Source organism: Actinomadura sp. NPDC023710, from assembly GCF_040639875.1.
Classification (GTDB): domain Bacteria; phylum Actinomycetota; class Actinomycetes; order Streptosporangiales; family Streptosporangiaceae; genus Spirillospora; species Spirillospora citrea.
In genome coordinates this window covers 57,410-79,415 of the sequence record NZ_JBFAGB010000040.1, presented here as the reverse complement: position 1 = coordinate 79,415, position 22,006 = coordinate 57,410, and the positions used below count along the sequence as shown (strand labels likewise).

Sequence of the window (22,006 nt, the reverse complement as noted above, 5' to 3'; positions counted from 1 at the left end):
GCTGGACTGAACGGCCGGCTAGCAGCCGGGCGTGGACGCGGCGGTGCTACGACGTGGTCGGCTCGAGGTCTCCCGTCCGGGCCCGCAGGTGCGGACGGTCGCGTTCGGCCCAGCGGACGACCGGGGGCACGGCCAGGCCGGTCAGGGCGAACAGGCCGCCGACGAGCCACCATCCCGGCACTCCCCATTCGATGCACAGGGTGATGAGCAAGGCGGGGCCGAGCGTGATCCCCAGACCGAGGCCCATGCCGAACAGGCCCTGGTACTGGCCGACGGCGTGCCGCGGGGCCAGCGCGTAGGACAGTTCGAAGCCGGCCGCGGCCTGCCAGATCTCCCCGACCGTGTGGATGATCACCGCGATCGGCAGCAGCAGCATGGCGATCCACAGGGGGGCGCCCGCCATGAGCGAGAGCAGCGCGGCGGCGACCAGGAAGGCGAAGCCCGCGCGGCGCAACGCGCGGCCGCCGAGGGTGGGGGTGGTGATGCCGCGGCTCGCCCGGACTTGGAAGAGGACGACGATGACGGTGTTGATCAGCATCACCACCGTCACCGACCACTTCGGCGCCAGGATTCGGTTTACCAGCCACAGCGGCACGGCCGCGGTCAGCACCCGGTACTGGATCGCCATCACGCCGTCCAGCACGGTCAGGACGAGATAGGGGCGGTCCCGCAGCGCCGCCCATCGCCGCCCGGCGCCCCGCGGCACCGGCGTCAGGTACGGCAGGAACAGCACGACCAGCGCCGACGCCGCGTACGACACGGCGCTGCCCGCGAGCAGCAGCGCGTACGCGTGCCGGGTGTCGACGGCGACGCCCCAGCCCGCCAGCAGCGCGCCCACCGAGATCCCGACGTTGGTGACCGAGCGCAGGTACCCGCGGAACTCGGCGGGTCGCTCCCCGCCGTACTCCTGCACGAGCGGGCCGCGCGCTGCCTGGCCCGCCGACTGCGCGGCGGCGCCGAGGCTCGCGAACAGCAGGAACGTCCAGAAGCCGCGTGCCAGGCACAGGCCCGCCATGGACACCGCGCCCAACCCCAGCGTCAGCGCGTACACCGAGCGGGCGCCCTTCCGGTCGGCCAGGTGACCGAACGGAATCCCGGCCGCCAGCGACAGCGCGCCCGCGAGGGTCAGCCCGATCCCCACCTGGGCCGCGGGCAGGTGCACTGCCCGCGTGAAGTACAGCACCCCGGCGGTGAGGTAGACCCCGTAGCCGACCGTGCTCACCAGCGTGGCGAACGCGAGCAGGCGGGCAGGGCGGCCGCCCTTCGGAAGTACTCCCGCGACCCATCGGCGCGCGCCGACGCTGGGGATCATCAGGCCGCCGACTCCCCGGGCCCGGCCCCGTCGGCCGCGGTCACGAACCGGACCGACAGCGCGAGTTCCTCGGCGATCTCGCGCGCCCGCGTCGAGGTCTCCGCACCGGTGACGATGACCGCGGCCCGGTCGCGGGAGCTGTGCACCAGGGGGATCTCCGCCCCGTGGCTGATCAGGAGTTCCGCGTGCAGTACCGCCGGATGGGCGCGGACCTCATCCCATCCCTCGACCGCCACGAGGGTGCCCGGCGGCGGAGTCAGGAAACGCATCGCCGCTCCGCGGGTGGGCCGGGGCGGGCCGGGTGCGCGCGGCAGGCCGAGCATGTCGTCGATGACCAGCCCGAAGACCTCGAGACCTGGGATGGCGTACTCGAGCATCAGGTAGAGCCAGTCGCCGCCGAGGCGGCCGTGCACCTCGCCGAGGACGACGCCGCCCGGCGTCAGCCAGAACTCGACGTGGAAGGCCCCGACGCGCAGACCCAGGGTGAGGAGCGCGGCGGACACCACCTCCTCGACCTCCTCACGCTGGGGCTCAGGCAGGTCCGCTGGCACGGCGTGCGCGGTCTCGACGAAGAGCGGTGGGGAGGTCTTCTCCTTCGTGGTGACGGCCAGGAAGTGCGGCTGACCGTCCAGGAAGATCCCCTCGATGCTGAACTCCGTCCCGGGCACGAACTCCTCGATCAGGAACGTGCCCGCGTCCGGCAGCAGCGCCAGCGCCGCGGGCAGGCCGGCGGCCGAGGAGACCAGGCTCACCCCGATGCTGCCCATGGCGTCGCGCGGCTTGACGATCCACGGACCCGGGGCGTCCCGCATGAAGTCCTCCGCGTCGGCCGCGTTCGCGCACAGCCGCACGGCGGGCTGGGCGAACCCCGCCGCGGCCAGCGCCGTCCGGCAGGCGTCCTTGGTGCGGATCCGGCGGATCACCTCGGGCGGGTTGCCCGGCACGCCGATGGCCGCCGCCGTCTCGGCCGCCGCGACCTGGGCCATCTCCAGCAGAGCGAACACCGCCGCGATGCGCTCACCGGCCGCGACGCGCCGCCGCGCCCACTCCGCGTTCTCCCGCGGATCGGTGTAGCCCACGACCGAGGCCTCATCGGCCGCGGCGACGATCGAGGGCGTGGCCGCCAGGACGGGCGCGGTGGTGGTGACGATCGTGCGGATCCCGCGCGCGGCGGTCTGCGCGAGCACCGCCTCGGCCATGTTCACGCTGAAGGGAAGGGCGCGGGCGCCGGCGACGAACAACAGGGTCGGCTTCATCACGCCGCCCCCGCCCCGGCCGACTCGCGCGGCCCCAGGCTGTTGACCAGCCCGCAGAACCCCTCGATCTCCTCGGCCGTCATGTTCGAGCGCAGCATCACGCGCAGGCCCGCCCGGCCCCGGCCGATGACCGGGAAGAAGATCGGCGAAACGAAGTAGCCGGCGCGCATCAGGTCCTGCGCCAGCTCGACTGTCCCCGCCTCGGAGCCGACCTGCACGAACCGGATCGGCAGCCCGTCGCCGCGCTCGGCGGTGTCGACCAGGCCGTCGAAAAGGTCGATGTTGGCCTGCAACCGGTCCTGCAGCCCCGTCAACTCGACGCTCCGGTGCAGCTCGGCCGAGGCGAGCACGGCGCCGAGCCCCGCGGTGTTGATCCGCTGCGACCACATCAGCGGGGCGGCACTGCGCAGCGCGATGTCGACCCACTCCCGCGCGCCGCGGCGGCCGAGGAAGACCGCGCCACCGGATGCGCCGAACCCCTTGTTCAGCGAGGTGATGATCAGGGTGCGGTCGTTGAACCCGTCCATCGTCTCCAGCACCACGCCGCGCCCGTTCCGCCCGACGGTGGAGGTGCTGTGCGCCTCGTCGAAGAACAGGAACAGGCCGTACCTCTCCTGCAGGCGCAGCAGCTCGGCGATCGGGGCCACGCCGCCGGTGCTGTACACACCGTCGGCCACGTACGCGACCTGCCGGTGCCGGCGGCACAGGTCCTCCAGCGCCTCGACGTCGTTGTGCCGGATCGTGACGATCTCCGCCTCGTCGGCCACGCTCGGCTTCATCGCGTTCATGCAGAAGTGGGCGTTCTTGTCGAACACCATCAGCGGCGGGACCCCGTCGGTGAGCAGACCCGAGGCCACCAGCGGCAGGCTCGTCCACGCCGCCAGGGCACAGGAGTTGACCGTGATCGCCTCGACGCCGAACAGGTCCGACAGCGCGGCCTCGGCGTCCTGCAGCACGCCGAAGTGGAGCCTCAGGCGCGAGGCCGAGGTGTTGAGGGCCCCCTGGGCGAGCACGGCGTCGGCCGCGGCCCGGACGAGCCCGGGGTGGGTGTCGAGGCCGAGATAGGAGTAGGACGACATGTTGACGAACTCGTGGCCGTCGGCGAGCACGCGGTGCCTGCCGTCGCCGATCCCGTCCACCGTGACGCCGAACAGTCCTGCCTTCTCTGTGACGTCCCAGAACTCGGTGCTGATGCGCACGGACTTCTTGAGGTTGAGGAACTGATGCATGGTGCTCTTGGTCTCCTTGGATGGTGCGGAAGCGGCCGCGCCGGGGGTGCGGGGACCCCGGCGCGCCTGCGGGTCGGGTGCGGTCACGCGGACCTGGCCAGGGGCGGCAGCGGGGGTTCGGTCATCGCCGGCCGCGGAGTCGTGTGGCGCTTACCGGAGCTGCGGTAGAGGGAGTCGTGGATGCCGTCGGCGAACTGCAGCGCGCCCAGGTCGCGGCGGGCCTTGGCGACCGGCGAGTCGGCCCGGTATCCCGAGGCCCCGAGCAGCTGTGCGAGCTCGGTGGCGGCCTGGCAGGCGGTATCGACCCCGTGCGCCTTCATCTCCCAGCCACACTGCTCGGCCCAGTCGGCCTCGGCGTGCGCCAGCCGCGCGGCGACGGCGGTGCCCAGCAGCGCGGTCGTCAGCTGGGCGTGCGTCCGGCCGAGGGCCACCAGTGCGGAGTCGCGCAGTCGGGGCAGGTCCCCGCTGCTTCTCCGGTACGTGAGATGGGTGCTGGCGGTGTCGAACACGGCCGCGGCCGCGCCGAGCGCCGTGGCGGTCACCAGCGGCCGGTAGGCGGTGAAATGCCTGCGCAGCAGGGACATTCCGTCGCCGCGCAGGACGTCGCAATCGGGGTGGACGGGCACGGCGTCCAGGTCCAGAACCCCCCACGTCCACCCGGCCAGGCCCGCCGGCGACACGGGCTCGCGGTACAGGCCCGGCTCGCCGGCGTCGATCGCCGCTGCGACCAGGCCGCCCTCCGGGGCCTGGAAGAACACCACGAACACCGAGGCCTCGTCGAGTCGGCTGATCCACGTCTTGCGGCCGCTGACCAGCCACGTCCCGTCCGGGCCGGGCGTGGCGCGGGTCCGCGCGGCGGCCGGCCGGGAACCGCCGTGCGGCTCGGTGATGGCGACGCCCACGAGCGCGCCGGCCGCCAGGCACGATCCCCACCGCTCGCGGAGCGCGGGGCGTCCGTGCTGGGTGATCAGCCTGCCGTACCCGAGCGTCACCGCGTCCCGCAGGTCGACGTCCTGGTAGCCGCAGACGAACTGCGCGAGGACCCCGAACAGAGGCGAGTTCATGGAGTCCAGGAAACCGCGTTCCACCATCGCCAGCCGGACGGCCATGAGTCGACGCGAGCGCTCGGGTCCGTCCGGCAGGTCGACAGAGTGGATGGCGAGCACCTCGTCCAGTTCGGCCTCCAGGGCCGCCAGTCGGTCCCAGTCGACCTGGTCCGTGGGATCCAGGACCGGACGCACCGGCTGAAGCCAGGTGTCGATCGCCTCACCGGTCATGGCCGGCCCTCCTGTCCACGCACGCCGGGCAACCGCTGACGGGCGCATGGGGGTGATCGTGAGCCTTGTGGCGAGGCCAGGGTCTGCCGGAGCCGTGTTGTCGGTGGCTTCGACCAGCGAGAATGCTGCAATCTGGGCAGGTGGCCCAGGCCATGTCCAGATCCAGGCAGATCTCCCCGATCCGGGCCAAGTCCGTGCTCGGGAGTTCCCGGTTGGGACCCCGCATCTTGATCTTGGGGAAGCAGTTGTTGGCAGTCATGCACGGCGACAGGCCGCCCTGCGCGCGGTACACCGCGAGGTCGTCGTCGGCGACCGGGTCATCGAAGGCATCCACAATCGCGCCCCTCGGGCCATGTCCGGGGTCGTACGTCGTCGTGGGCAACTTGTAGGCGCATTTCAGATCGGCCGGCCCGCACCCGGGCGGTGTGGTGCCCGGCGCGAGGTGGGCCCCCTGACCCATGTCGGTGTGGACCATCGAGATACACCCCATGTGTTCGCTGGACGGCGGCGGACACAAAGCCTCAAGCTCGGACATGTCCGCACTGCCCCCTTGAGGGGCGGCCATCACCGCCGACCTGCACCGTCTCCGTGAACTCCACATCGGTCTCATCGCGCCCCCCTTGGAGCGATGCCCGGCGGTCGCCGGGCGGCCATCGCCCCACACCAAAGGCGTTCCATCCCGTTCCATCTCGTTCCACCCAAGGAGCGGGTGTGTCCAGTTACCGGCTCTGTCGCTCTTTCGGTGGTGTCGGAGGGTGAGGCCTATCCGAGGAGGATGCGGTGGCGGGGGAGCCGGAAGCCAGCTCGCTGTACATCTGTCTCTTGATCAGCTTGTTCTTAGTGTTGATGCCCTCGGTTTCGCCGTTGTGGTAATCGCTGGTCAGAGCGGCACGAACGGCGTCCTGATCAAGTCGAGAGGCCGGGGGACGCTGGGAAACGTGAGCACAGGCCTGATGGCTCGGCGTGGCTCGGTTGAACACAGGGAGAGGGCGCGCCGGCGGTTCTCGGGTCTTCTGGTCCTGTGTGAACCGTTCGGGTGCCGGGGAGACGGCTCGGTTCGCTGACGAACGGCTAACTAACGAACAAGAGGCCGGTTCTCCGTGGTGGAGAAACGGCCTCTGAGCTGGTCTTTCTTGTTGGGACGGCGGGATTTGAACCCACGACCCCTTGACCCCCAGGCACAGGAGACCAGTCGATCAGGGGCGATGGAAGTCGATCGGGGAGCCCCTCACCTGCGAAAACGTCCGGGGGAGTCGGGGCGGGTCCGGAGGGGCCCGACCACGGTGGCGCCCCAATTGGCTCCTCTGTGGCTCCCCGCAACGTGGGAGGTGCTCAACGAACGAGGTCATGTTCGCCGCGGAGGCTGCTGCAGCGTCAGTTGCCCTTGGTTCGTGTCGATGGAGTGGACTGTCGGCCAATGCCGTCTCTTACCTGGATGAACACGGATGTCGGCGGAGGGCTCCCGGCAACTCGACACCCTGCGGATTAAAGTCCCGGAGCTCTCGTATCGGAGCAGTGCTCCTAGTGTCAGTATGTGGCGCTGTTTCCGCATGCAGCCTGATCTCTGTGTCGGCTTGTGCTGCGCAGCGCTGATCCGTTTCGGAGCCGCCGAGCAGACAACGAGCAGACATGCCCCCAACGCCGACCCTGACGGCAACATGTGCCGCAGAACTCGTGACGGCCTGGAGTGTTTCAACGGCGATGGTGTGGACGGCCGCCCCAACAATCGGGGCGGCTACGACGTTTACAACCCCAGCGGTCGAAAAGTAGCTAGAAGCGGCAACGGTTACAGCTCGGTCTACGTGCCGGGTGCCGGAGGCGGCAGCCGGGGGGGAGGGGACGGTAACAAGCCGGTCGTCAAGACGCCGCCGCTCCTCGAGATCCCGCAGTTGCACGTCGCCGGCGACCTCATCCTCGCCCCGTCCTGGACGGCTCTCATGGAGGCCCAGGAGAAGGCGTGCGGGATGGGCGCCGCCGAATGCGACAACCAGATAGGCCACGGTAACGAAGGTCTCGAGTACGCGGTCCACGCGGGAATCTGCACGGCGAATCCGGACTGGTGCGGCAAGGCGCCCGGCATGCCGCCGATCAAGGAGGGGGGACCGGCGCCGCGCTCGCCAGGATCCTGGCCAAGGGGCTTCCCGCCGGGCTCCGCAGCGGTTATAACGCGCGGAAGAGCTATCAGGTATACCTGGGCTATGATCAAAGCGGAACGGACGTATACGTCGGTATCACGAACAACCTTGCGAAGCGGCAATCGAAACACGGCAGGAGATTCAGGATTTCACCGATCACGTCCGGTTCGGGAGTAACTCGAGGCGAGGCGCGCGCGATCGAACAAGCCGTGATCAATCGGAATCCACACCACGTTAATAAGGTCAACAGCATCAGCCCGCGGCGTGGCGAGTGGGGTGAGACATAGCTCAAGTCTGATGGCTACTAGGTGGGTTCGAAGTGCCGAACATGGAGATATTGAAACCGGCCCGGCGGAAGTTGACGGAAGGCGACGTCTTCGCCTTCCGTGTTCCCCAGGCCGGCGAGCATTTCATGTTCGGCCGGGTGATCAGGGTCGACATGCCGATGGGAGATTCTCCCATGCCGGGGGACAACCTCATCTACCTCTACGGCCATCGTTCGAAGGAGAAGGTCCCCGAGTTGGGAGCGCTGACGGTGGACGACCTGCTGGTCCCACCGAAGTTCATCAACCGGCAGCCTTGGCTCAAGGGCTTCTTTGAGAACGTCGTGCACGCAGCGCTTGAAGACAGTGACGTGCTCGCCTGGCATTGCTTTTACAATCCGGTAAAAAAAGTTTATGTCAACGACCGGGGCGATGTACTCGCTGAGCGCATCGAGCCCTGCGGTTTCTTCGCTTTGGACAGCTATCTGACGCTCGACGACGCCATCAGCGAGGCCTTGGGTGTAGCTCCCGCGAGCGACTGAACGCCGGTTCCCCCCAACTCTAGTTGGGGGCCTGTCCGGAAGATCCGTGGCACCTCACGCAGCGGCTTTCAGGATCTCGTTCGTCCGCCGCAACTCGGCGTTCTCCCGCTTGAGCCGCTTGAGCTCCGCTGGTTCCTCGGCCGTGGTCCCCGGCCGAGCGCCGGCGTCGACCTCGGTCCGACGCACCCACCTGCGCACCGCCCCGGTGAGGTGACTCCCAGTTTGGCTGCGACGGCCTTCAATGCCGAACACTGACTGGGGTAGTCCGGGCGGATCTCGGCCACCATGCGGACCGCGCGCCTGCGCAGCCTCAGGGGAATAGGGGGCGGACGTGCCATGACTCGATCCACTCGGGGAAAAGAGCCTTCACCCGACCCGGGGCGTCTCACATACCTCGTCCCGGACACCTGCCGGCGACTGAAAAGCTCGGCCAGCTCAGCGAAGGGTCTGTGGATATTCACCGGAGCGCCCAGCGAGGACTTCTTGACCGGTGTCATGTGCTTGACACGCATTTCCGGCTAACGTGATCTATCCACTGAGACGAAAGCCGCTTTCTGGGCCCGAGTCTGCGGGTGTTGGCTTCCCCTGTGGCTCCCCACCGCCGTGGGGGAAGCTACGGAGCGACTCCAGCTCAGCTCTCTGACCTGCATAAACTCTGTCGGGACGGCGGGATTTGAACCCACGACCCTTCCCCAGGCACAGAAGACCAGTCGATCAGGGTCGATGGGAGTCGATCGGGGATCCTCTCACCTGCGAAAACGTCCGGGGGAGTCGTCCCGGGACCGAAAGAGTCCGACCATGGTGGCTCCCCGATTGGCTCCCCAGGGCCCCCGCCTAAGGGGCTTCTACCATGAAGCAAGAACACAGTCCGAGGCCCCGCTCGTCCCTGATGGAACACGGGTGTTCGTCCGTGCGTGTCGACGGAGTTTGGGAGGCGGCACGCCAACCGCCATGGCCTTCGGAGACGGACGCTGTGGGCGAGAAGGTCCTGATGCCCGGCTTGCGGAACGTGGTCGCGGCGCAGGCACGGCCACTATGAGCGGCGCCTATCCGACAGGGCGGTCGGTCGGCAGGAGGTGCTGATTCATTTGCGGGTTCACCGGTTCCGGTGCGGCAACGACACCTGCGCGGGGCAGACCTTCGCCGAGCAGGTTCCCGGTCTGACGCTCCGCTACGACCGCCGCAGCATCGGGGCCGGCGAGGCATTGCAAGCGATCACGCTGGTCACAGAGCTGGTCACAGAGGAGAGCCGCGAGGCGGTGCAGGGCTCATCGACGCCCAGGTGCGACTACCGGCGCGGGGACCTACGTTCGTGGCGGCCCTGTCTGACCAAGTCGTGCACTCGCTCTCACGGTGCTCGCATCGCGGCAGGAGAGGGTCTTCGCCCTCCTCGTCGGCTTTGGCGTGTGGGACACCCACGGCTCCATCGCCCTGGACGTCGCGTCGATGATCTGCGCACCGGGAACTCGGCGGTCAGCGAGGCCGTGGTGCGAAGGCGGCTCGCAAGATGAGTGGACACGAAAGATTTCCTACTGACGACCTTCCCAGCATCGTCGACGGTGGCATCGCCGGAGCCGACCTCCCCTTCTTCGGGCCCGCGCCTTGATCTCAAGTGTGGTCGAGGTTGCATGCTTGAGTCCTCGTCGGTGAACGGTCAGGGGTGGTCGGTGTGCGGGTGGTCCAGGCGCTGCGGTTCGGGGGTCCGGAGGTGCTGGTGCCCGGTGAGGCGCCGGATCCGGCGGCCGGGGCGGGCAAGGTCGTGGTCGATGTGGCGGTTGCGGGTATGACGTTCGTCGAGACGCAGATCCGGCGTGGTGTCGACAAATGGCATGCCAGGCCGTCGTTGCCGTACGTGCCGGGCGGTCTGGTGGCCGGTCATGTGAGCTCGGTCGGGGCGCGGGTGGATCCGGCTTGGCTCGGGCGCCGGGTCATCGCCGGTACCGGAGAGACCGGCGGGTTCGCCGAGCGTGCCGTAGCCGAGGTCGAGGAACTGTTTCCGGTGCCGGACGGACTGGGCCTGCCGGAGGCCATCGCCCTGCACAGCGACGGCAGCACCGCGCAGGGCCTGACCGAGACAGCCGGAATCGGCCCCGGTGAATGGGTGCTGGTCGAAGCGGCGGCCGGCGGCGTCGGCAGCCTGCTGGTGCAGCTTGCCCGTGCGGCGGGAGCTCGGGTCCTCGGGGCTGCCCGCGGAGCGCACAAGCTCGACCTGATCCGCGAACTGGGCGCCGACGCCGCGGTCGACTATTCCGAGCCGGCCTGGACCAAGCGGGTGCTCGAAGCGACCGATGGTGCGGGACCGGACGTGGTGTTCGACGGCGTCGGCGGACGGATCGGGCGGGCCGCGTTCGAGGTGACGGCTCGCGGCGGCCGGTTCTCGGTGCACGGAGCCTCCAGCGGCGAGGTCACGCTCATCGACTCTGCCGACGCCCGGTCCAGGGGGGTGGACGTGATCGGCATCGAGCAGCTCTTCGATTTCAGGCCGAACGTGGTGCGGTGGGCGGAGCAGATGATGTCCCAGGCCGCCACCGGGCTCGTCCGGCCGATCATCGGGCAGACCTTCCCGTTGGAACGCGCTGCCGACGCGCACGCCGCGATCGAGGATCGCACCGCCGTAGGGAAGACCCTGCTGCTCATCTAAGGGCCGTTCCGAGAGCACCAGATCGCGGGGGTATCTCCGGGCGTGAAACCTACCCCTGCGGCCCTGCCCATCAGGCGCCCGTCCGTGAGTTCTCTTGGCCTCCCGGGTGCGTCAGTGCGGGGCGCTGGAGGTGGGCGGGGTGAGGGCGCGCAGGACGTGAGTGATGAGGGAGTGGAGGTAGGCCGGGTCGGGCATGCCGAGGTGGAGGGCCATGCGGTGGTAGAGCGGGCCGTACAACAGGTCGAGTGCGACGTCCAGGTCGGCGTCGGGGTGCAGTTGGCCTGCTTCCTGGGCTCGGCGGAGCCGTTCCTTGAACGTGGCGATGCGCGGCCGGATGATGCGTTCGCGCAGGTCACGGGCGAGGTTGGGGTCTTGCAGTGCCTCGGCGATCACTCCTGTGCCGGGCGAGTTGTGCGGCGGGGTGAGGAGGCCGATGACCTCGGTGAGCATGCTGTGCAGGTCGGCGGCCAGGTCGCCTGTGTCGGGCGGGGCGGCGGCGACGGTCGCGATCTCGTCGAGGAGCTCCAGGACGACCGCGCCCTTGGACGGCCACCACCGGTAGATCGTCTTCTTGCTCGCCCCGGCACGGGCGGCGATGGCCTCGATGGTCAGCCGCCCGTACCCGATCTCGCCGCACAGGTCCCCGGTGGCGGTGAGGATCGCCCGCCGGCTGCTCTCTCTGCGGCGAGCTGGGTTCGGTTCTCTGGACATGCCCCCACCCTAAGCAGAAACGGAACGTATCGTGTTGCCACGGTGCGGGCAGGTCCGTCATCGTCACAACGACACGATACGTATCGTTTAGGGCTATGGTCGAGGCGGAGGCTGGGGGACGTCATGGCCACCGCAGGACGGACGTTGCCCTCGTCCAGTGCCGATGGCGTGCGCCGGATGCCGTCGTCGGCGCGCACGTGATCGCGGCCCTCCGACCAGCCGGTATTCGCCCTTGGAGGTTTCGTGCCCGTCGGTTATCTGATCCCCGTGGCGCTCGTCGCGGTCGGCACGCTGTTCGCGCTGCGGCCGGTGCCGTGGTCGCGTCCGCTCGGCCGCCCGAGCTACTACTTCGGCCTGGCCGCCAACGAACTGCCGTTCGCGGCCTTCTTCTGGATGCTGCTGCTCCCGACGGCGCTGGCGTTCGCCGAAGGCGACATCGCCTCGGCGGGCGGGTGGGCGATCGTCGCCCTGGCCGCCGCGACCCTCCCCGGGCTCGCCGTCATCGCCCATCGCGGACTCGGGGACCGGGCGAGGATCGGGCACGCCATGGACGAAGGGCTGGGCGCCGGATGGCGCGCCACCCTCGCCCCCGACCTGGCCGGCGGGCTGCGGCGCCGGCCCCCGCTGGCCCGCATCCTGTTCCTGCCCATCCTCAAGCGACGCCCGGACGTCCGGCGCGTGGCCAACCTCGCCTACGGCGACGCGGGCCGCCGCAACATGCTCGACCTCTACCACCATCGCTCGCGCCCGCAAGGCGCGCCCGTGATGATCCACCTGCACGGGGGCCACTACGACGGGGGGCACAAGAACAGCCAGTCGCTGCCGCTGCTCTACCGGCTCGCCGGTCAAGGCTGGGTTTGCATCAGCGCCAACTACCGGCTACGGCCCGACTTTCAGCATCCGGACCACCTGATCGACCTCAAGAAGATCATCGCCTGGGTGCGGGAGCACGCCCACGAGTACGGCGCCGATCCGACGACGCTGTTCGTCGCGGGCAGTTCGGCGGGCGGGCACATGGCGGGACTGGCCGCGCTCACCCAGAACGACCCCGCCTTCCAGCCGGGCTTCGAGAGCGCTGACACCTCCGTGACCGGCGCCATCTACCTGAACGGCTGGTACGGCCCGTATTTCGGCCAGGGCCCCGAGTCCTCGCCGCTGGCCCACATCACCGCGGACGCACCGCCGTTTCTCGTGGCCCATGGCGACCTGGACCCGATGGTGCCCGTGACCGATGCCCGGCACTTCGCCGACCAGCTACGCCAGACCTCGAATGCCCCCGTCGTCTACGCCGAACTGCGCGGTGGGAACCACGCCTTCGACCTGTACCACTCCTTCCGCTTCGAGGCGGTCGTCGATGCGATCGAGGGCTTCACCGCCTGGGTGAGATCCCGGGAGAGGACGCCCAAGCCCCAGCGGAATACCGCCGTTGAGTAGACGCGGTAGCAGCCGAGCGGCCCCGGGGGCTACTCGCTGAACTCGGTCACGGGGATCGTTTCTGTCCACTCTGCTTGCGGCGCGGCGGCGTGGGGGCGCCGGACGCCATGCGCCAGGTCGTCTACGTGTCGGCCGGCTCCGCCGAGGTCGATCCGCATTCGTTCTGGGCAGTGGTCGAGCGCGCCGTCGCCGCGTCCGGGCTGCCTGACCAGCGGCCGGCACGTCAAGCAGACCTACGTGCTTAGCGACCCGGAGTCGGTCACCCAGGCCGAGCAGGCGCTCATCACGGCTTGATACCGGCCGTCAGTTCTTTGGCTCGCCAAAGCCGCCGGCGTACGGACCTGCAGGCGGAGCGCTCTGACAACGGCCTCCTCCGCGACGCCACGCGGCGAAGCCGTTCCAGCGTTTCCCGCGGAGAGGCGCCCCGCTCGCGTTCCACACCACGGTCGTTCTGACGGTGGAAGTCGAACCGCGCCCGGACGAGGGCGACCGCGAAGCCGAGACGCGTCGTCCGGGCCGTGTCGGCCAGGTGGGCGACCACGTCGTGCACGTCCACCCGTCACACAGTGATCGCCTTTCCCGCTGATCGTCGGCGAGGTGCTCAAGGTCATCGATCAGCGCCGAGCGCTCCGCATGGATCGCCAGACATCGTCCTTCACGGCTTCTCCGTCGCTCGGTTACAGGGTCCGCGACATGAGACTCGCGGCACGGCGGGAACTCATCGTCCGCGCACGGCGCACGACCTCCCTCATGCATGACGTGCCGGCCAACGAGCCGCGCGATTCCGCCGACCGTTGTCATGGCCATGTTCGTCGGCGCGCGGCCACCGCTGCGGGGTGGTGCCGTAGCGGTTGCGGAAGCGGCGGACGAGATAGGTGGCGTCGCGCAGGCCGGTTCGGGCGGCCACGGCGTCGAGGGGCAGGTCGGTCTCGCGCAGCATCCGCCGGACTTCGATCATGCGCCGTTCGGTGATCCATTCGAGGAGGGGACGGCCGGTGCGCCGGCGGAGCACGGTCGTGAGGTGTCCGGGCGTGTAGCCGAGCGTGCGGGCGACGTCCGCGTCGGAGACCGGCTCGCGGAACGTCGCCTCGATCTCGGCGAAGACCTGCTCGACGAGCGGGTCCGGCGCGCCCGGGGCCGAGGGACTGGCCAGCCCCGACGGCTTCCTGGCAGATGCGCCGCGCCCGGGACGGCGGTCGTCAAACGCCCGGACCTGGCCGACCAGGGCCGTGGCGGCTCTGCACCGCGGACCGCGCAGGGGGCACCGAGCCTTCAGCTGACCGTGGCCTCGGCGTAAGGGCGCAAAGCCTTGCGCAGCTTGGCCGCGTCCGGCGCCTGCTCGATGACGGTCCGGCCGTCGAGCTTGACGCTCCCTGGGCATGCCTGGTCGCCGGGCACCTTGAAGCGGCCCAGTGGCCTGGCGGTCTTCGCTTCGTAGATGTCGAAGGCGTAGGAGGCCTTCAGGAGCGAGATCTTGGTCGTGTTCTTAGGTCGTGTGCCTCCCGAGAGTTGCCGATACAACCTCGCAACGGATTCGGAAACGTATTCGCAGACCCGGATCTCCCGCTCCCCGGCCTTGTCCTGGTAACCACAGGCGACGAGCTGGGCTTGGGGCTTGCCGCCGGTATCGGTCACCTCATGGCTCGCCGTCCAGCGGGAGGGGAGATCGTCGGCGTCTTCACCGGTGTTGGCGTCCACGAACAGCAGCCTCACCGTATGCGGGCCCTTCCCCCGGTACGGTTCCGCGCTCTCCTTGAAATACGTGTCGCTCCGCGCCTTACCGCCCGGCTCGGGCGGGCAGAACTTGTCCACGGAGGCCGGGGAGGGCGGCTCCGGCGGAGGGGGATCGGCCAGCATGCCGACCACCCCCACACCACCAAAGATCACGATGATGCCGATGCCGAACGCCCACCACGCGATCCGATCAGACCTTCGCATGCACACGATTCTGAACGGACGGCCCGCGCGCTTCTACCCGATCGCGCCGCGGTGGTCCGGAGGCACTCGCTGCGGCGCGGTTCGCGACCGCGGCTCGGACGGCGGGCTATGACCCGCCTTGGTGGCCGTTCTGGACGCGGCCCGGCGAAGCGAGCCGGCGGCTGCGCCAACCTCATCGGATGGGGCCATGTACGGGCGGCGTGCCGCCTGCTCACACCGACGGCGGCGGTGTGAGCAGGCGAGCTCCCGAAGTCCGTGGGACTCTGCAGCCCACACGCATGAGCGACTACGGAGAACGCATGAATCTCCAGGATCTGATCGGCCAGCTGACCGGCGCGGACCTGGCCGAAGCAGACGACGACCTGACCGTCTTCGCCAGCGAGCCTTGGACCACCGACAGCGACGCTAGAGCCGTCCCCAACCCCGACGGCACCGTCCGGCCTGCCCCACAGGGCCGGACCAATCTCCTGGAGGTCTTCTTGATTCACGACCTCCTAGAGACCTGGAGTGCTCACAACGCCGGTGCACGGCCCTCACCACAACAAGCCTGCGAGGCGGTCATCTACAACGCCGAACACGACGCCGACCTCATCCCGGACGACAAACCGGCTTGACCAAGAACATAGAGGCACCCCCGTCTTCCCCGCGCAGGCGGGAGCCTGGACGCCGCCACCGCCTTGTGTCGATCTGCCCCGCGAGCCCCCTCACGCCTGGCCGAGCCCCGCAGGTCAGGGACGATGCCGGCCTCCCAGTTTGGCGGGGTTCAGCACGATCCAGACGGCGGTGACCTCGTCGCCCGCCGTGCTCACGCTGACCACCGCCACCGTCCGTCCTTCGCGGAGCAGGACGAGGCCGGTGCGGCCATTGACCGAGCCGACGGTCACGGCGGTACGGGGGCGGCCCGACAGCAGGGCCGTGATGAACCGGGCCACGGCGTCCGCGCCCTGGGTCGGATGGACGGCGGCGCGCAGCTTGCCGCCGCCGTCGCTGACCACGATCGCGTCGGCGGCGAGGACGGCCATCAGCGCGGCCGTGTCCCCCGCGCCGCAGGCCGCCGCGAAGCGCCGCGCGATCCGATCATGCCTTCGCAGCATCGCCCGGCCGGGGACGTCCCGTCCGGGCCGCGCCCGGCTCTCGGCGGGCCCGGGCGTACTGGACGGGGCCGGACGGCGAACCGGACTCCCATCGACGGCGGGACCCCGGTCGTCGGCCGGAGAACGCAGCGCTGTCCATGAACCAAAGGGGGCCGAGGCAGTGGGGAGGGCCGGATCGCCGGGAATGGCCGTGGCGGTGGAGGCGATCAGTTCCAGGCAGATGCCCCCCGCCACCCGCGTCAGCCAGGCCCGGGGCAACGCGATGGCGGCGCGTTCGCGGTCGTCGAGGACGTACCAGCGACGGTAGGTCTCCTGGACGATCTCCTCGGCCGCGGCGGTGGAGCCGAACATCCAGGTGGCGATGTCCACCAGGTGCCGCCGTTCATCGAGCATCTCCGCGAGCGAGGCGAGGGCGCCGGCGTCCGGGCCGGTCATGGGCGACCGTCATCAACGCCGTGGCCGCGGCCGCCGGCCGTCCGGATCGTGGGCATGTCGTCCTCACCTCTTCACCGCTGCCAGCTAAGACCGGAGAGCTCGCCGAGTTGTGACCCCTTCGCCGCCGCGGCGCCGGCACGATTCAGACGGGCCTTCCTGTAGGACCGGCGGCGTCGAGGATGGAGGCGAACACCGCCTCCGGCGGGTGGTGTAGGCGTCCCAGGACCGGGCCGTGGCCTTGGCCGGCAGGTACGGGAGCACCGCCCCAGGGACCCGGCCGTTTTGAGATCGCTCTCCTACCTGGTCTGGTCGGTCGGGCGGACGAGGATCTCGTTGACAGCGACGTGCTCGGGCTGGGTGACCGCGTACACGACGGCGTTGGCGATGTCCTCGGGCTGAAGGGTGCGCATGGCGGCGGCCATGTCCCGTGCGAGGGCCCGCATCGTGGGATCTGTGTTGTGGCTGATCAGTTCGGTCGCGACGAAGCCGGGCTCGACGACCACCACGCGAACGCCCTGGGCCGTGACCTCCTGCCGCAGCGCCTCAGAGAAGGCGGTGATGCCGAACTTCGTGGCGCCGTAGACACCGCTGTAGGCCGACGCGACCCGGCCCGAGGTCGAGGAGATCTGCACGATGGTGCCCTTGGCCTTCAGCAGGTGCGGCAATGCCGCGTGGACCATGTACATCGACCCGAGCAGGTTGGTCTCGACCATGCGCGTCCATTCGGCGGTGTCCGCACCCGCGATCGGGCCGTTGAGCATGACGCCGGCGTTGTTCACCAGGACGTCCAGGGCGCCGAAGCGCTCGACGGTCGCGGCGACCGCCGCTCGCACCGACTCCTGGTCGGTCACATCCAGATCGAGGGTCAGGACCTCGCCCGGCGCCTTGCGCGCAAGAGACTCCAGCCGATCCGCGCGCCGGGCTCCGGCGGCGACGCGGGCGCCCTCCGCTGAGAAGGCCAGCGCCGTGGCCTCGCCGATGCCCGAGGACGCTCCGGTGACGAGGACGACCCTGCCGTTGAACATGTCGTGCATTTTCAGCCTTCCCGTAGGTACGCGGCGGCCGCCGGAACACGGATCCGCCGCGCCCCGGGGTGTCACCCGGTCGCGAGCTAAGACAGGCGACCTGTCCGGGCTGTGACGGCCCCATCGAAAAGTGCGTGCTCGCCCTCGTCGGCGCGGAGCCTGTCACGGATCAGCGGGCTATCCGGTCTATCCAGGGGACCGGATGCCGCCATTCCATGAAAGGAGAGCAAGACGTGCCATCCTCAACTGAGGGCGACGAGCTCAGCTTCGAGCAGGACATCAAGCCTCTGTTCCGCACGAAGGACCGCGCCGCGATGCTGACCCGTTTCGACCTGTTCGATCATGCTGACGTCTCCGAGCACGCCGACGCCATCATCGGTTCCCTGTTGAGCGGGCGAATGCCATGCGACGGCGCATGGCCCGAGGCGGACCTGGAGAAACTCCAGCGGTGGATCGACATGGGCAAACCCGCCTGAGGGACGGCAGCACGAAGTACCAGGCGCCCATGACCGGCAGGGGCAGGTTGTGGGCGCCGGGCCCCGGCTCGGCCTTGGTGCGGCCACCCAACGGGGTGGCGGGTCGCGCGGGCGGTCAGGTGACGACCGTCGCGGCGGTGATCTTGGCGGGGTTCATCATCCACAGCACCTGGCCGATGCCCTGGTCGGTGCCGTCGACGGTGAGGACGGTGAAGGTCCGGCCGTCGCGCTGGAGCAGGGCGGCCCACTGGCCGTTCACAGTGGCCCACTCCACGTCTACCCCGTCCCAGAACCGGTTCGCGAACGCCCGGACGTACTTGGCGACACGGACGGCGCCCACCACGGGGAACCGGGACGCCCGGACGGCGCCGCCGCCGTCGGAGTAGCTGACCGCGTCCGCGGCGAGGAGCTCCTCCAGAGCGGCCATGTCGCCGGCGCGGGCAGCGGCGACGAAAGCGGTCAGCAGCCTGCGCTGCTCGGCGCCGGTCACCGGTGCCCGCCGCTCGGACCGCAGGTGCTTGCGGGCCCTGCTGACCAGCTGCCGGACCGCCGGCTCCCCGGCCTGGAGGATCTCGGCGATCTGCGGATAGGGATAGTCGAACGCCTCTCGCAGGACATAGGCGGCGCGTTCGGTGGGCGACAGCCGTTCCAGGAGCATCAGGACCGCGAAGCTGAGCGCTTCGCCGCGTTCAGCGCCCAGGTACGGATCGGCGCCGGTGTCGACGGGCTCGGGCAGCCAGGGACCGATGTAGCTTTCCCGGCGGACCCGCGCGGACTGCAGGACGTTGATCGCCAGCCGCGTGGTGGTCGTCGCCAGGAACGCGGCGGGGTCGGCCACGGCGGCGCGGTCGTAGGTCTGCCACCGCAGCCAGACGTCCTGCACCAGATCCTCGGCCTCGGTGACGCTGCCCAGCATCCGGTAGGCGATCCCGAACAGCCGTCGCCGCACCTCGGCGAAGACCGCCGCGGCGTGGTCGAGGTCGCCCGCCGCCGGGTCCTCGCCCGGTCCGCCGTCCGCCACCATGATCGCCCCCGTTCGGATCGCGGGCCGGTCCGGTCTCACCTGCCCTCGGACAGCTCAGACAAGGCAGGCCGCTCTTCTGTGACAGTAACCGCCACCGGTTCGAGATGGTGGAGCGCCTGCGAGGGCGCGCCCGCGCGACGACACCGCGTCCGGCGTTCGCTCAGGTGGTCTCACCCTGCGCGCTTCCTCACCTAAGTCGGTCTTCCGGTGGGCGCCGTCGCAACAGCGTCACCCTCCTGCGGTCTCCAGCGCCGCCCGTTGGGGGAGGATCCCGCCGTGCGCGGGTACGGGCCGTGAGGGAGCACGTTGGTGCGCTACGGCTCGTCGCCGGCGGTCCCACCGCGCTCATCCGGCGAGACGTACTCGAACGTGGGGCCGGCCGTGGTGCCGTCGCCGTCGGGCGTGCGCATCAGCGCCCGGGCCTGTGCCTTGAGCTTGTACATGGTGGTGACGGCGACTCCGAGCAGCCGCGGGCTGCCGTTGAAGGCGCGTTCCAGCAGGTGCAGGAGAGTGCAGTACGTCCGGTTGAACTCCTCCTGGGCCGCGCGGATCGCGCTGCCCGGGGCATGGTCGGCGATCTTGGGGTTGGGCCGCATCGGCAGGATGCCGGTGAAGTCCACGCCGACCGGCTCGCCAGTGGGCCCGGATCGCGGGGTGTCGCCGCGGCGGTAGCGGCGGCCGGCCTTGAGCTCCTGGAAGCGGTAGTAGTGGGCGACCTCGTCCCGGTCGGGGTGGTGGACGTCGGGGTCGCCGTCCCAGACCGCGCCGCGGGACGTGCCCTCGCCCTCCTCGACGATCTCCTCCAGCGCGGCCAGTGCCGAGGCCGGATCGGTGACCGCGATCATCCGTCCAGCGGTGTGCTGGAAGTTCCCGGCGTGGATCTGGCGGGACGGATCGCCCGAGAAGACCTCCGCCTCGCCGAGCCGGTCGCACAGGCCGCGCAGCCCGGTCTCGATCGCGTCGTAGAACTGCCCGATCGTCTCGTAGCGGTCGCCTTCGGCGGGGGCGCCGGGCGGTGCCGGCTCCTCCAGGCGGAGGAACATCTCGAGCGCCGCGCCGCCGAACGGGAGCAGCGACAGCTCCAGCGCGGGATCACCGTGCGGCAGCCGCCGGGGGTGCGGCGGCAGCAGCTCCGGCGCGTCCAGCCGCGGGCTCCCGCCGACGGCGTTGAGCAGGTTCGCCGCCAGCACCAGGTGCAGCATCTCCTCGATGAAGACGCCCGCCACCGCGTCCGCGGCCTCGGGGTTGCGTTCCGGGTCGATCGAGTAGAGCGCGCACAGGTACGGCGGCAGGGTCGCGTGCTCCAGCTCGATCGCCCACTGCAGGTGCTCGCGGAGATCGTCGAGCGTGGCGATTCCTGTCGAGGGGACGGGAACGGGGGCATGCTGCCGCCCGGCCGGGTGATTCATGGGTGCCTCGCTTCGGATGTCGTGAGGTGGGCGGGGGTCAGGCGCCTTCGCCCAGGTTCCGCCCCCCGGACCGGGGACCGGACTCCAGCGCCTCTGCCGCGCCGAGCAGGTTGCGGAGCTCGACCTCCTCGGCCTCGGCTTCGGCCGGGTCGAACAGCCACCCGGAGACCGGCTGAGCCGCGGCCCGCGCCGGGTCACTCGCCTCGGCCAGCTCCAATTCGGCCTCGACCTCCGCCTTGAACTCGTCGCCGGTCGGGGTGCTCATCAGTCCTCCACACACGGATCGTTCGGATGGCCGCCCGGCCGGACGCCTGGTCGCGTGGACCAGCTGCACGGAGATCTGCCCGGAGGCGAACAGGCGGGTGAAGCTCTCGCTCTGGCGGGCCGCCAGGGCGTGGGCGCGGCCGGCATCGGCTCCAGCAGGAGGGGCCGGACCCCGAACCGCTCCGCCGCCGACGCCGGCGCCCACGTGGCGCCGGTGATCGGGCATCTCGCCAATGGTCAGGAATCCCGGGGGACCCGCAGGTGCGCGCGTTCGGCGAGCTCGATGTCGTCCACGAGCGTCAGCATCGGCTTGCCGGGCTCGCAGAGCATGGTGACGACGAACCGGACCGGCATGTCGTCGCGGTTGTTGCCGTCCTGGTAGTGGATGACGTCGCCGCCGGGCTCCCAGAACGCCTCGCCCGCCGGGACGGGCCGGGGCGCCTGCCCTTCGAGCTCCATCAGCATCTCGCCCTCCAGCACGTAACCGAACGCCGGCCCGGGGTGCCGGTGCGGCGGCGCGCCGGGGTCGCCGGGCGGGTACTCGATGACCACGGTCATGGCGTGTGCGCCGGCCGGGATGAAGGGCGGCTCGACCTCCTGGACGGTGGTGAGCGCGGTCCGCCACGCGGTCGATCTGGGCTTCGGCTCGGCGGCGGTGGAGTCAGGGCCGGACATGGCGGCGCCTCCTCGGCTCGTCGGTGCGGACGGCGGTCACTTGACGGGGTTCGCGGCCAGCCAGTCGGCGTACGTGATCTCGCCGAGGGTCGCGGCGCCCTCGTCCGGGACGAGGTCGCGCTCGTGCATCTCGGCGCCGAAGTAGTGCGCGTGGGGGTCGGTGACCACCTCGCGCGGGTCGCCCCACGCGGCCAGCGCCTTGCGGAAGAACTCGTCCATCCGGGACACCTCGGGGCCGGCGATCTGGATGCGGCCGTTCAGCGGCGCGCCCGCCGCGGTCTGGGCGACCGTCCGGGACACCTCCTCGCCCGCGATGGGCTGGAACAGCACCGGCGGCATCGGGACCGTGTCGCCGCCGGCGGCGGCCTCGTCGGCGATCCTGCGGCCGAACTCGAAGAACTGCGTCGCGTGGATCAGCGAGAACGGGATCGGCGACTCCGAGATCAGCTTCTCCTGCGCGACCTTCGCCCGGAAGTAGCCGATGTCGGGCCGCCGGTCGGTGTTCACGATCGTCAGCGCGACGTGGTGGCCCACGCCCGCCTTCTTCTCCGCCTCCAGGAGGTTGCCGGTCGAGGTCGTGAAGAAGTTCAGCACCGCCGCGTCCTCGAAGGACGGCGAGTTGGACACGTCGATCACCACGGACGCGCCCTCCAGCGCCTCGGCCAGCCCCTCGCCCGTGAGCGTGTTCACGCCCGTGTTCGGCGCGGCCGGCACCGCCTCGTGCCCGTGCTGCCGGAGCATCTCCACGGCCTTCGAACCGATCAGGCCGGTGCCGCCGATGACCACGATCTTCATGAGTCCCCTCCCTGTCCGCCGGGCCGTCGGTCACCGCCCGGTCGCCAGCTAAGACAGGGCACCCGTCCGGG

The 22,006-nt window shown here is 70.1% G+C and carries 21 protein-coding genes and 1 pseudogene; 5 read left to right on the top strand and 17 right to left on the bottom strand.

Annotation, left to right across the window (positions count from 1 at the left end; all coding sequences use genetic code 11):
* Positions 1 to 46: 46 nt before the first annotated feature.
* The 5 genes from AB0H37_RS35460 to AB0H37_RS35440 all read right to left on the bottom strand — a co-directional run bounded on the left by AB0H37_RS35460 (position 47) and on the right by AB0H37_RS35440 (position 5,609).
* Positions 47 to 1,312 carry an MFS transporter gene (locus AB0H37_RS35460; RefSeq protein ID WP_329092079.1) on the bottom strand — a complete coding sequence of 422 codons (1,266 nt, stop codon included), beginning with the start codon at positions 1,310 to 1,312 and terminating at the stop codon, positions 47 to 49.
* Complete coding sequence (locus AB0H37_RS35455) at positions 1,312 to 2,568, bottom strand: ATP-grasp domain-containing protein (RefSeq protein WP_360617071.1); 1,257 nt, start codon at positions 2,566 to 2,568, stop codon at positions 1,312 to 1,314. The genes AB0H37_RS35460 and AB0H37_RS35455 overlap by 1 nt, the downstream gene beginning before the upstream one ends.
* Positions 2,568 to 3,797 (bottom strand): aminotransferase class I/II-fold pyridoxal phosphate-dependent enzyme, encoded by a 1,230-nt coding sequence (locus tag AB0H37_RS35450; RefSeq protein WP_360617070.1) that lies wholly within the window; start codon positions 3,795 to 3,797, stop codon positions 2,568 to 2,570. The genes AB0H37_RS35455 and AB0H37_RS35450 overlap by 1 nt, the downstream gene beginning before the upstream one ends.
* An 83-nt stretch (positions 3,798 to 3,880) precedes the next feature.
* Positions 3,881 to 5,074 (bottom strand): acyl-CoA dehydrogenase family protein, encoded by a 1,194-nt coding sequence (locus AB0H37_RS35445; RefSeq protein WP_360617069.1) that lies wholly within the window; start codon positions 5,072 to 5,074, stop codon positions 3,881 to 3,883.
* Positions 5,064 to 5,609: a hypothetical protein gene (locus tag AB0H37_RS35440; protein WP_360617068.1), complete on the bottom strand. Its 546-nt coding sequence runs from the start codon at positions 5,607 to 5,609 to the stop codon at positions 5,064 to 5,066. The genes AB0H37_RS35445 and AB0H37_RS35440 overlap by 11 nt, the downstream gene beginning before the upstream one ends.
* A gap of 1,928 nt (positions 5,610 to 7,537) precedes the next feature.
* Between AB0H37_RS35440 and AB0H37_RS35435 the strand changes: the two genes are divergently transcribed.
* Complete coding sequence (locus tag AB0H37_RS35435; protein WP_360617079.1) at positions 7,538 to 8,014, top strand: Imm26 family immunity protein; 477 nt, start codon at positions 7,538 to 7,540, stop codon at positions 8,012 to 8,014.
* A gap of 60 nt (positions 8,015 to 8,074) precedes the next feature.
* Here the strand turns inward: AB0H37_RS35435 and AB0H37_RS35430 are convergent.
* Positions 8,075 to 8,352: pseudogene (locus AB0H37_RS35430) on the bottom strand (IS3 family transposase); the annotation flags it as partial.
* Between the two features lie 1,331 nt (positions 8,353 to 9,683).
* On the opposite strand from AB0H37_RS35430, the gene AB0H37_RS35425 reads away from it, so the two are divergent.
* Positions 9,684 to 10,655, top strand: a complete 972-nt coding sequence (locus AB0H37_RS35425; RefSeq protein ID WP_360617067.1) for a zinc-binding dehydrogenase — start codon at positions 9,684 to 9,686, stop codon at positions 10,653 to 10,655.
* 111 nt (positions 10,656 to 10,766) lie between these two features.
* Here AB0H37_RS35425 and AB0H37_RS35420 read toward each other — a convergent pair whose 3' ends face one another.
* Positions 10,767 to 11,366: a TetR/AcrR family transcriptional regulator gene (locus AB0H37_RS35420; RefSeq protein ID WP_360617066.1), complete on the bottom strand. Its 600-nt coding sequence runs from the start codon at positions 11,364 to 11,366 to the stop codon at positions 10,767 to 10,769.
* A gap of 243 nt (positions 11,367 to 11,609) precedes the next feature.
* Between AB0H37_RS35420 and AB0H37_RS35415 the strand changes: the two genes are divergently transcribed.
* On the top strand, positions 11,610 to 12,800 hold the full coding sequence (locus AB0H37_RS35415; RefSeq protein ID WP_360617065.1) for an alpha/beta hydrolase: 1,191 nt from the start codon (positions 11,610 to 11,612) through the stop codon (positions 12,798 to 12,800).
* A gap of 283 nt (positions 12,801 to 13,083) precedes the next feature.
* Here the strand turns inward: AB0H37_RS35415 and AB0H37_RS35410 are convergent, their stop codons facing one another.
* From AB0H37_RS35410 to AB0H37_RS35400, 3 genes are all read right to left on the bottom strand, one after another.
* Entirely contained in the window at positions 13,084 to 13,356 is a 273-nt protein-coding gene (locus AB0H37_RS35410) for a hypothetical protein (protein ID WP_360617064.1), read from the bottom strand.
* A 192-nt stretch (positions 13,357 to 13,548) separates the two neighbouring features.
* Entirely contained in the window at positions 13,549 to 14,181 is a 633-nt protein-coding gene (locus AB0H37_RS35405; protein WP_360617063.1) for a helix-turn-helix transcriptional regulator, read from the bottom strand.
* Positions 14,073 to 14,738: a hypothetical protein gene (locus AB0H37_RS35400; RefSeq protein ID WP_360617062.1), complete on the bottom strand. Its 666-nt coding sequence runs from the start codon at positions 14,736 to 14,738 to the stop codon at positions 14,073 to 14,075. The genes AB0H37_RS35405 and AB0H37_RS35400 overlap by 109 nt, the downstream gene beginning before the upstream one ends.
* A gap of 278 nt (positions 14,739 to 15,016) precedes the next feature.
* Here AB0H37_RS35400 and AB0H37_RS35395 point away from each other — a divergent pair, with 278 nt between their 5' ends.
* Positions 15,017 to 15,352, top strand: a complete 336-nt coding sequence (locus AB0H37_RS35395; RefSeq protein WP_360617061.1) for a hypothetical protein — start codon at positions 15,017 to 15,019, stop codon at positions 15,350 to 15,352.
* A 114-nt stretch (positions 15,353 to 15,466) separates the two neighbouring features.
* Here AB0H37_RS35395 and AB0H37_RS35390 read toward each other — a convergent pair whose 3' ends face one another.
* The gene (locus tag AB0H37_RS35390) at positions 15,467 to 16,267 is read right to left on the bottom strand and encodes a nuclear transport factor 2 family protein (RefSeq protein WP_360617060.1); all 801 of its coding nucleotides are present in this window, start codon (positions 16,265 to 16,267) and stop codon (positions 15,467 to 15,469) included.
* 296 nt (positions 16,268 to 16,563) lie between these two features.
* Positions 16,564 to 17,292, bottom strand: a complete 729-nt coding sequence (locus AB0H37_RS35385) for an SDR family NAD(P)-dependent oxidoreductase (RefSeq protein WP_360617059.1) — start codon at positions 17,290 to 17,292, stop codon at positions 16,564 to 16,566.
* A gap of 134 nt (positions 17,293 to 17,426) precedes the next feature.
* Here AB0H37_RS35385 and AB0H37_RS35380 point away from each other — a divergent pair, with 134 nt between their 5' ends.
* Positions 17,427 to 17,768 (top strand): hypothetical protein, encoded by a 342-nt coding sequence (locus AB0H37_RS35380; RefSeq protein WP_360617058.1) that lies wholly within the window; start codon positions 17,427 to 17,429, stop codon positions 17,766 to 17,768.
* A gap of 115 nt (positions 17,769 to 17,883) precedes the next feature.
* Here AB0H37_RS35380 and AB0H37_RS35375 read toward each other — a convergent pair whose 3' ends face one another.
* The 5 genes from AB0H37_RS35375 to AB0H37_RS35355 form a co-directional block, all read right to left on the bottom strand.
* Positions 17,884 to 18,792, bottom strand: a complete 909-nt coding sequence (locus tag AB0H37_RS35375; RefSeq protein ID WP_360617057.1) for an RNA polymerase sigma-70 factor — start codon at positions 18,790 to 18,792, stop codon at positions 17,884 to 17,886.
* Between the two features lie 314 nt (positions 18,793 to 19,106).
* Positions 19,107 to 20,201 carry a ferritin-like protein gene (locus AB0H37_RS35370; RefSeq protein ID WP_360617056.1) on the bottom strand — a complete coding sequence of 365 codons (1,095 nt, stop codon included), beginning with the start codon at positions 20,199 to 20,201 and terminating at the stop codon, positions 19,107 to 19,109.
* Between the two features lie 37 nt (positions 20,202 to 20,238).
* Positions 20,239 to 20,466 carry a hypothetical protein gene (locus AB0H37_RS35365; protein WP_360617055.1) on the bottom strand — a complete coding sequence of 76 codons (228 nt, stop codon included), beginning with the start codon at positions 20,464 to 20,466 and terminating at the stop codon, positions 20,239 to 20,241.
* A 236-nt stretch (positions 20,467 to 20,702) separates the two neighbouring features.
* Entirely contained in the window at positions 20,703 to 21,140 is a 438-nt protein-coding gene (locus AB0H37_RS35360; RefSeq protein WP_179835715.1) for a cupin domain-containing protein, read from the bottom strand.
* A gap of 36 nt (positions 21,141 to 21,176) precedes the next feature.
* A complete protein-coding gene (locus AB0H37_RS35355; RefSeq protein ID WP_329092043.1) occupies positions 21,177 to 21,935 on the bottom strand; it encodes an SDR family oxidoreductase in 759 nt (252 codons plus the stop codon).
* Between the last annotated feature and the right edge of the window lie 71 nt (positions 21,936 to 22,006).

Excerpts from the sequence above, each read along its gene's own strand:
- AB0H37_RS35390 (WP_360617060.1), bottom strand. The coding sequence starts at position 16,267 with ATGACCGGCCCGGACGCCGGCGCCCTCGCCTCGCTCGCGGAGATGCTC.
- AB0H37_RS35420 (WP_360617066.1), bottom strand. The coding sequence starts at position 11,366 with ATGTCCAGAGAACCGAACCCAGCTCGCCGCAGAGAGAGCAGCCGGCGG.
- AB0H37_RS35455 (WP_360617071.1), bottom strand. The coding sequence starts at position 2,568 with ATGAAGCCGACCCTGTTGTTCGTCGCCGGCGCCCGCGCCCTTCCCTTC.
- AB0H37_RS35460 (WP_329092079.1), bottom strand. The coding sequence starts at position 1,312 with ATGATCCCCAGCGTCGGCGCGCGCCGATGGGTCGCGGGAGTACTTCCG.
- AB0H37_RS35400 (WP_360617062.1), bottom strand. The coding sequence starts at position 14,738 with ATGCGAAGGTCTGATCGGATCGCGTGGTGGGCGTTCGGCATCGGCATC.
- AB0H37_RS35435 (WP_360617079.1), top strand. The coding sequence starts at position 7,538 with ATGGAGATATTGAAACCGGCCCGGCGGAAGTTGACGGAAGGCGACGTC.
- AB0H37_RS35385 (WP_360617059.1), bottom strand. The coding sequence starts at position 17,292 with ATGTTCAACGGCAGGGTCGTCCTCGTCACCGGAGCGTCCTCGGGCATC.
- AB0H37_RS35395 (WP_360617061.1), top strand. The coding sequence starts at position 15,017 with ATGAGCGACTACGGAGAACGCATGAATCTCCAGGATCTGATCGGCCAG.
- AB0H37_RS35405 (WP_360617063.1), bottom strand. The coding sequence starts at position 14,181 with ATGCCCAGGGAGCGTCAAGCTCGACGGCCGGACCGTCATCGAGCAGGC.
- AB0H37_RS35440 (WP_360617068.1), bottom strand. The coding sequence starts at position 5,609 with ATGTCCGAGCTTGAGGCTTTGTGTCCGCCGCCGTCCAGCGAACACATG.
- AB0H37_RS35445 (WP_360617069.1), bottom strand. The coding sequence starts at position 5,074 with ATGACCGGTGAGGCGATCGACACCTGGCTTCAGCCGGTGCGTCCGGTC.
- AB0H37_RS35355 (WP_329092043.1), bottom strand. The coding sequence starts at position 21,935 with ATGAAGATCGTGGTCATCGGCGGCACCGGCCTGATCGGTTCGAAGGCC.
- AB0H37_RS35375 (WP_360617057.1), bottom strand. The coding sequence starts at position 18,792 with ATGGTGGCGGACGGCGGACCGGGCGAGGACCCGGCGGCGGGCGACCTC.
- AB0H37_RS35450 (WP_360617070.1), bottom strand. The coding sequence starts at position 3,797 with ATGCATCAGTTCCTCAACCTCAAGAAGTCCGTGCGCATCAGCACCGAG.
- AB0H37_RS35370 (WP_360617056.1), bottom strand. The coding sequence starts at position 20,201 with ATGAATCACCCGGCCGGGCGGCAGCATGCCCCCGTTCCCGTCCCCTCG.
- AB0H37_RS35365 (WP_360617055.1), bottom strand. The coding sequence starts at position 20,466 with ATGAGCACCCCGACCGGCGACGAGTTCAAGGCGGAGGTCGAGGCCGAA.
- AB0H37_RS35360 (WP_179835715.1), bottom strand. The coding sequence starts at position 21,140 with ATGTCCGGCCCTGACTCCACCGCCGCCGAGCCGAAGCCCAGATCGACC.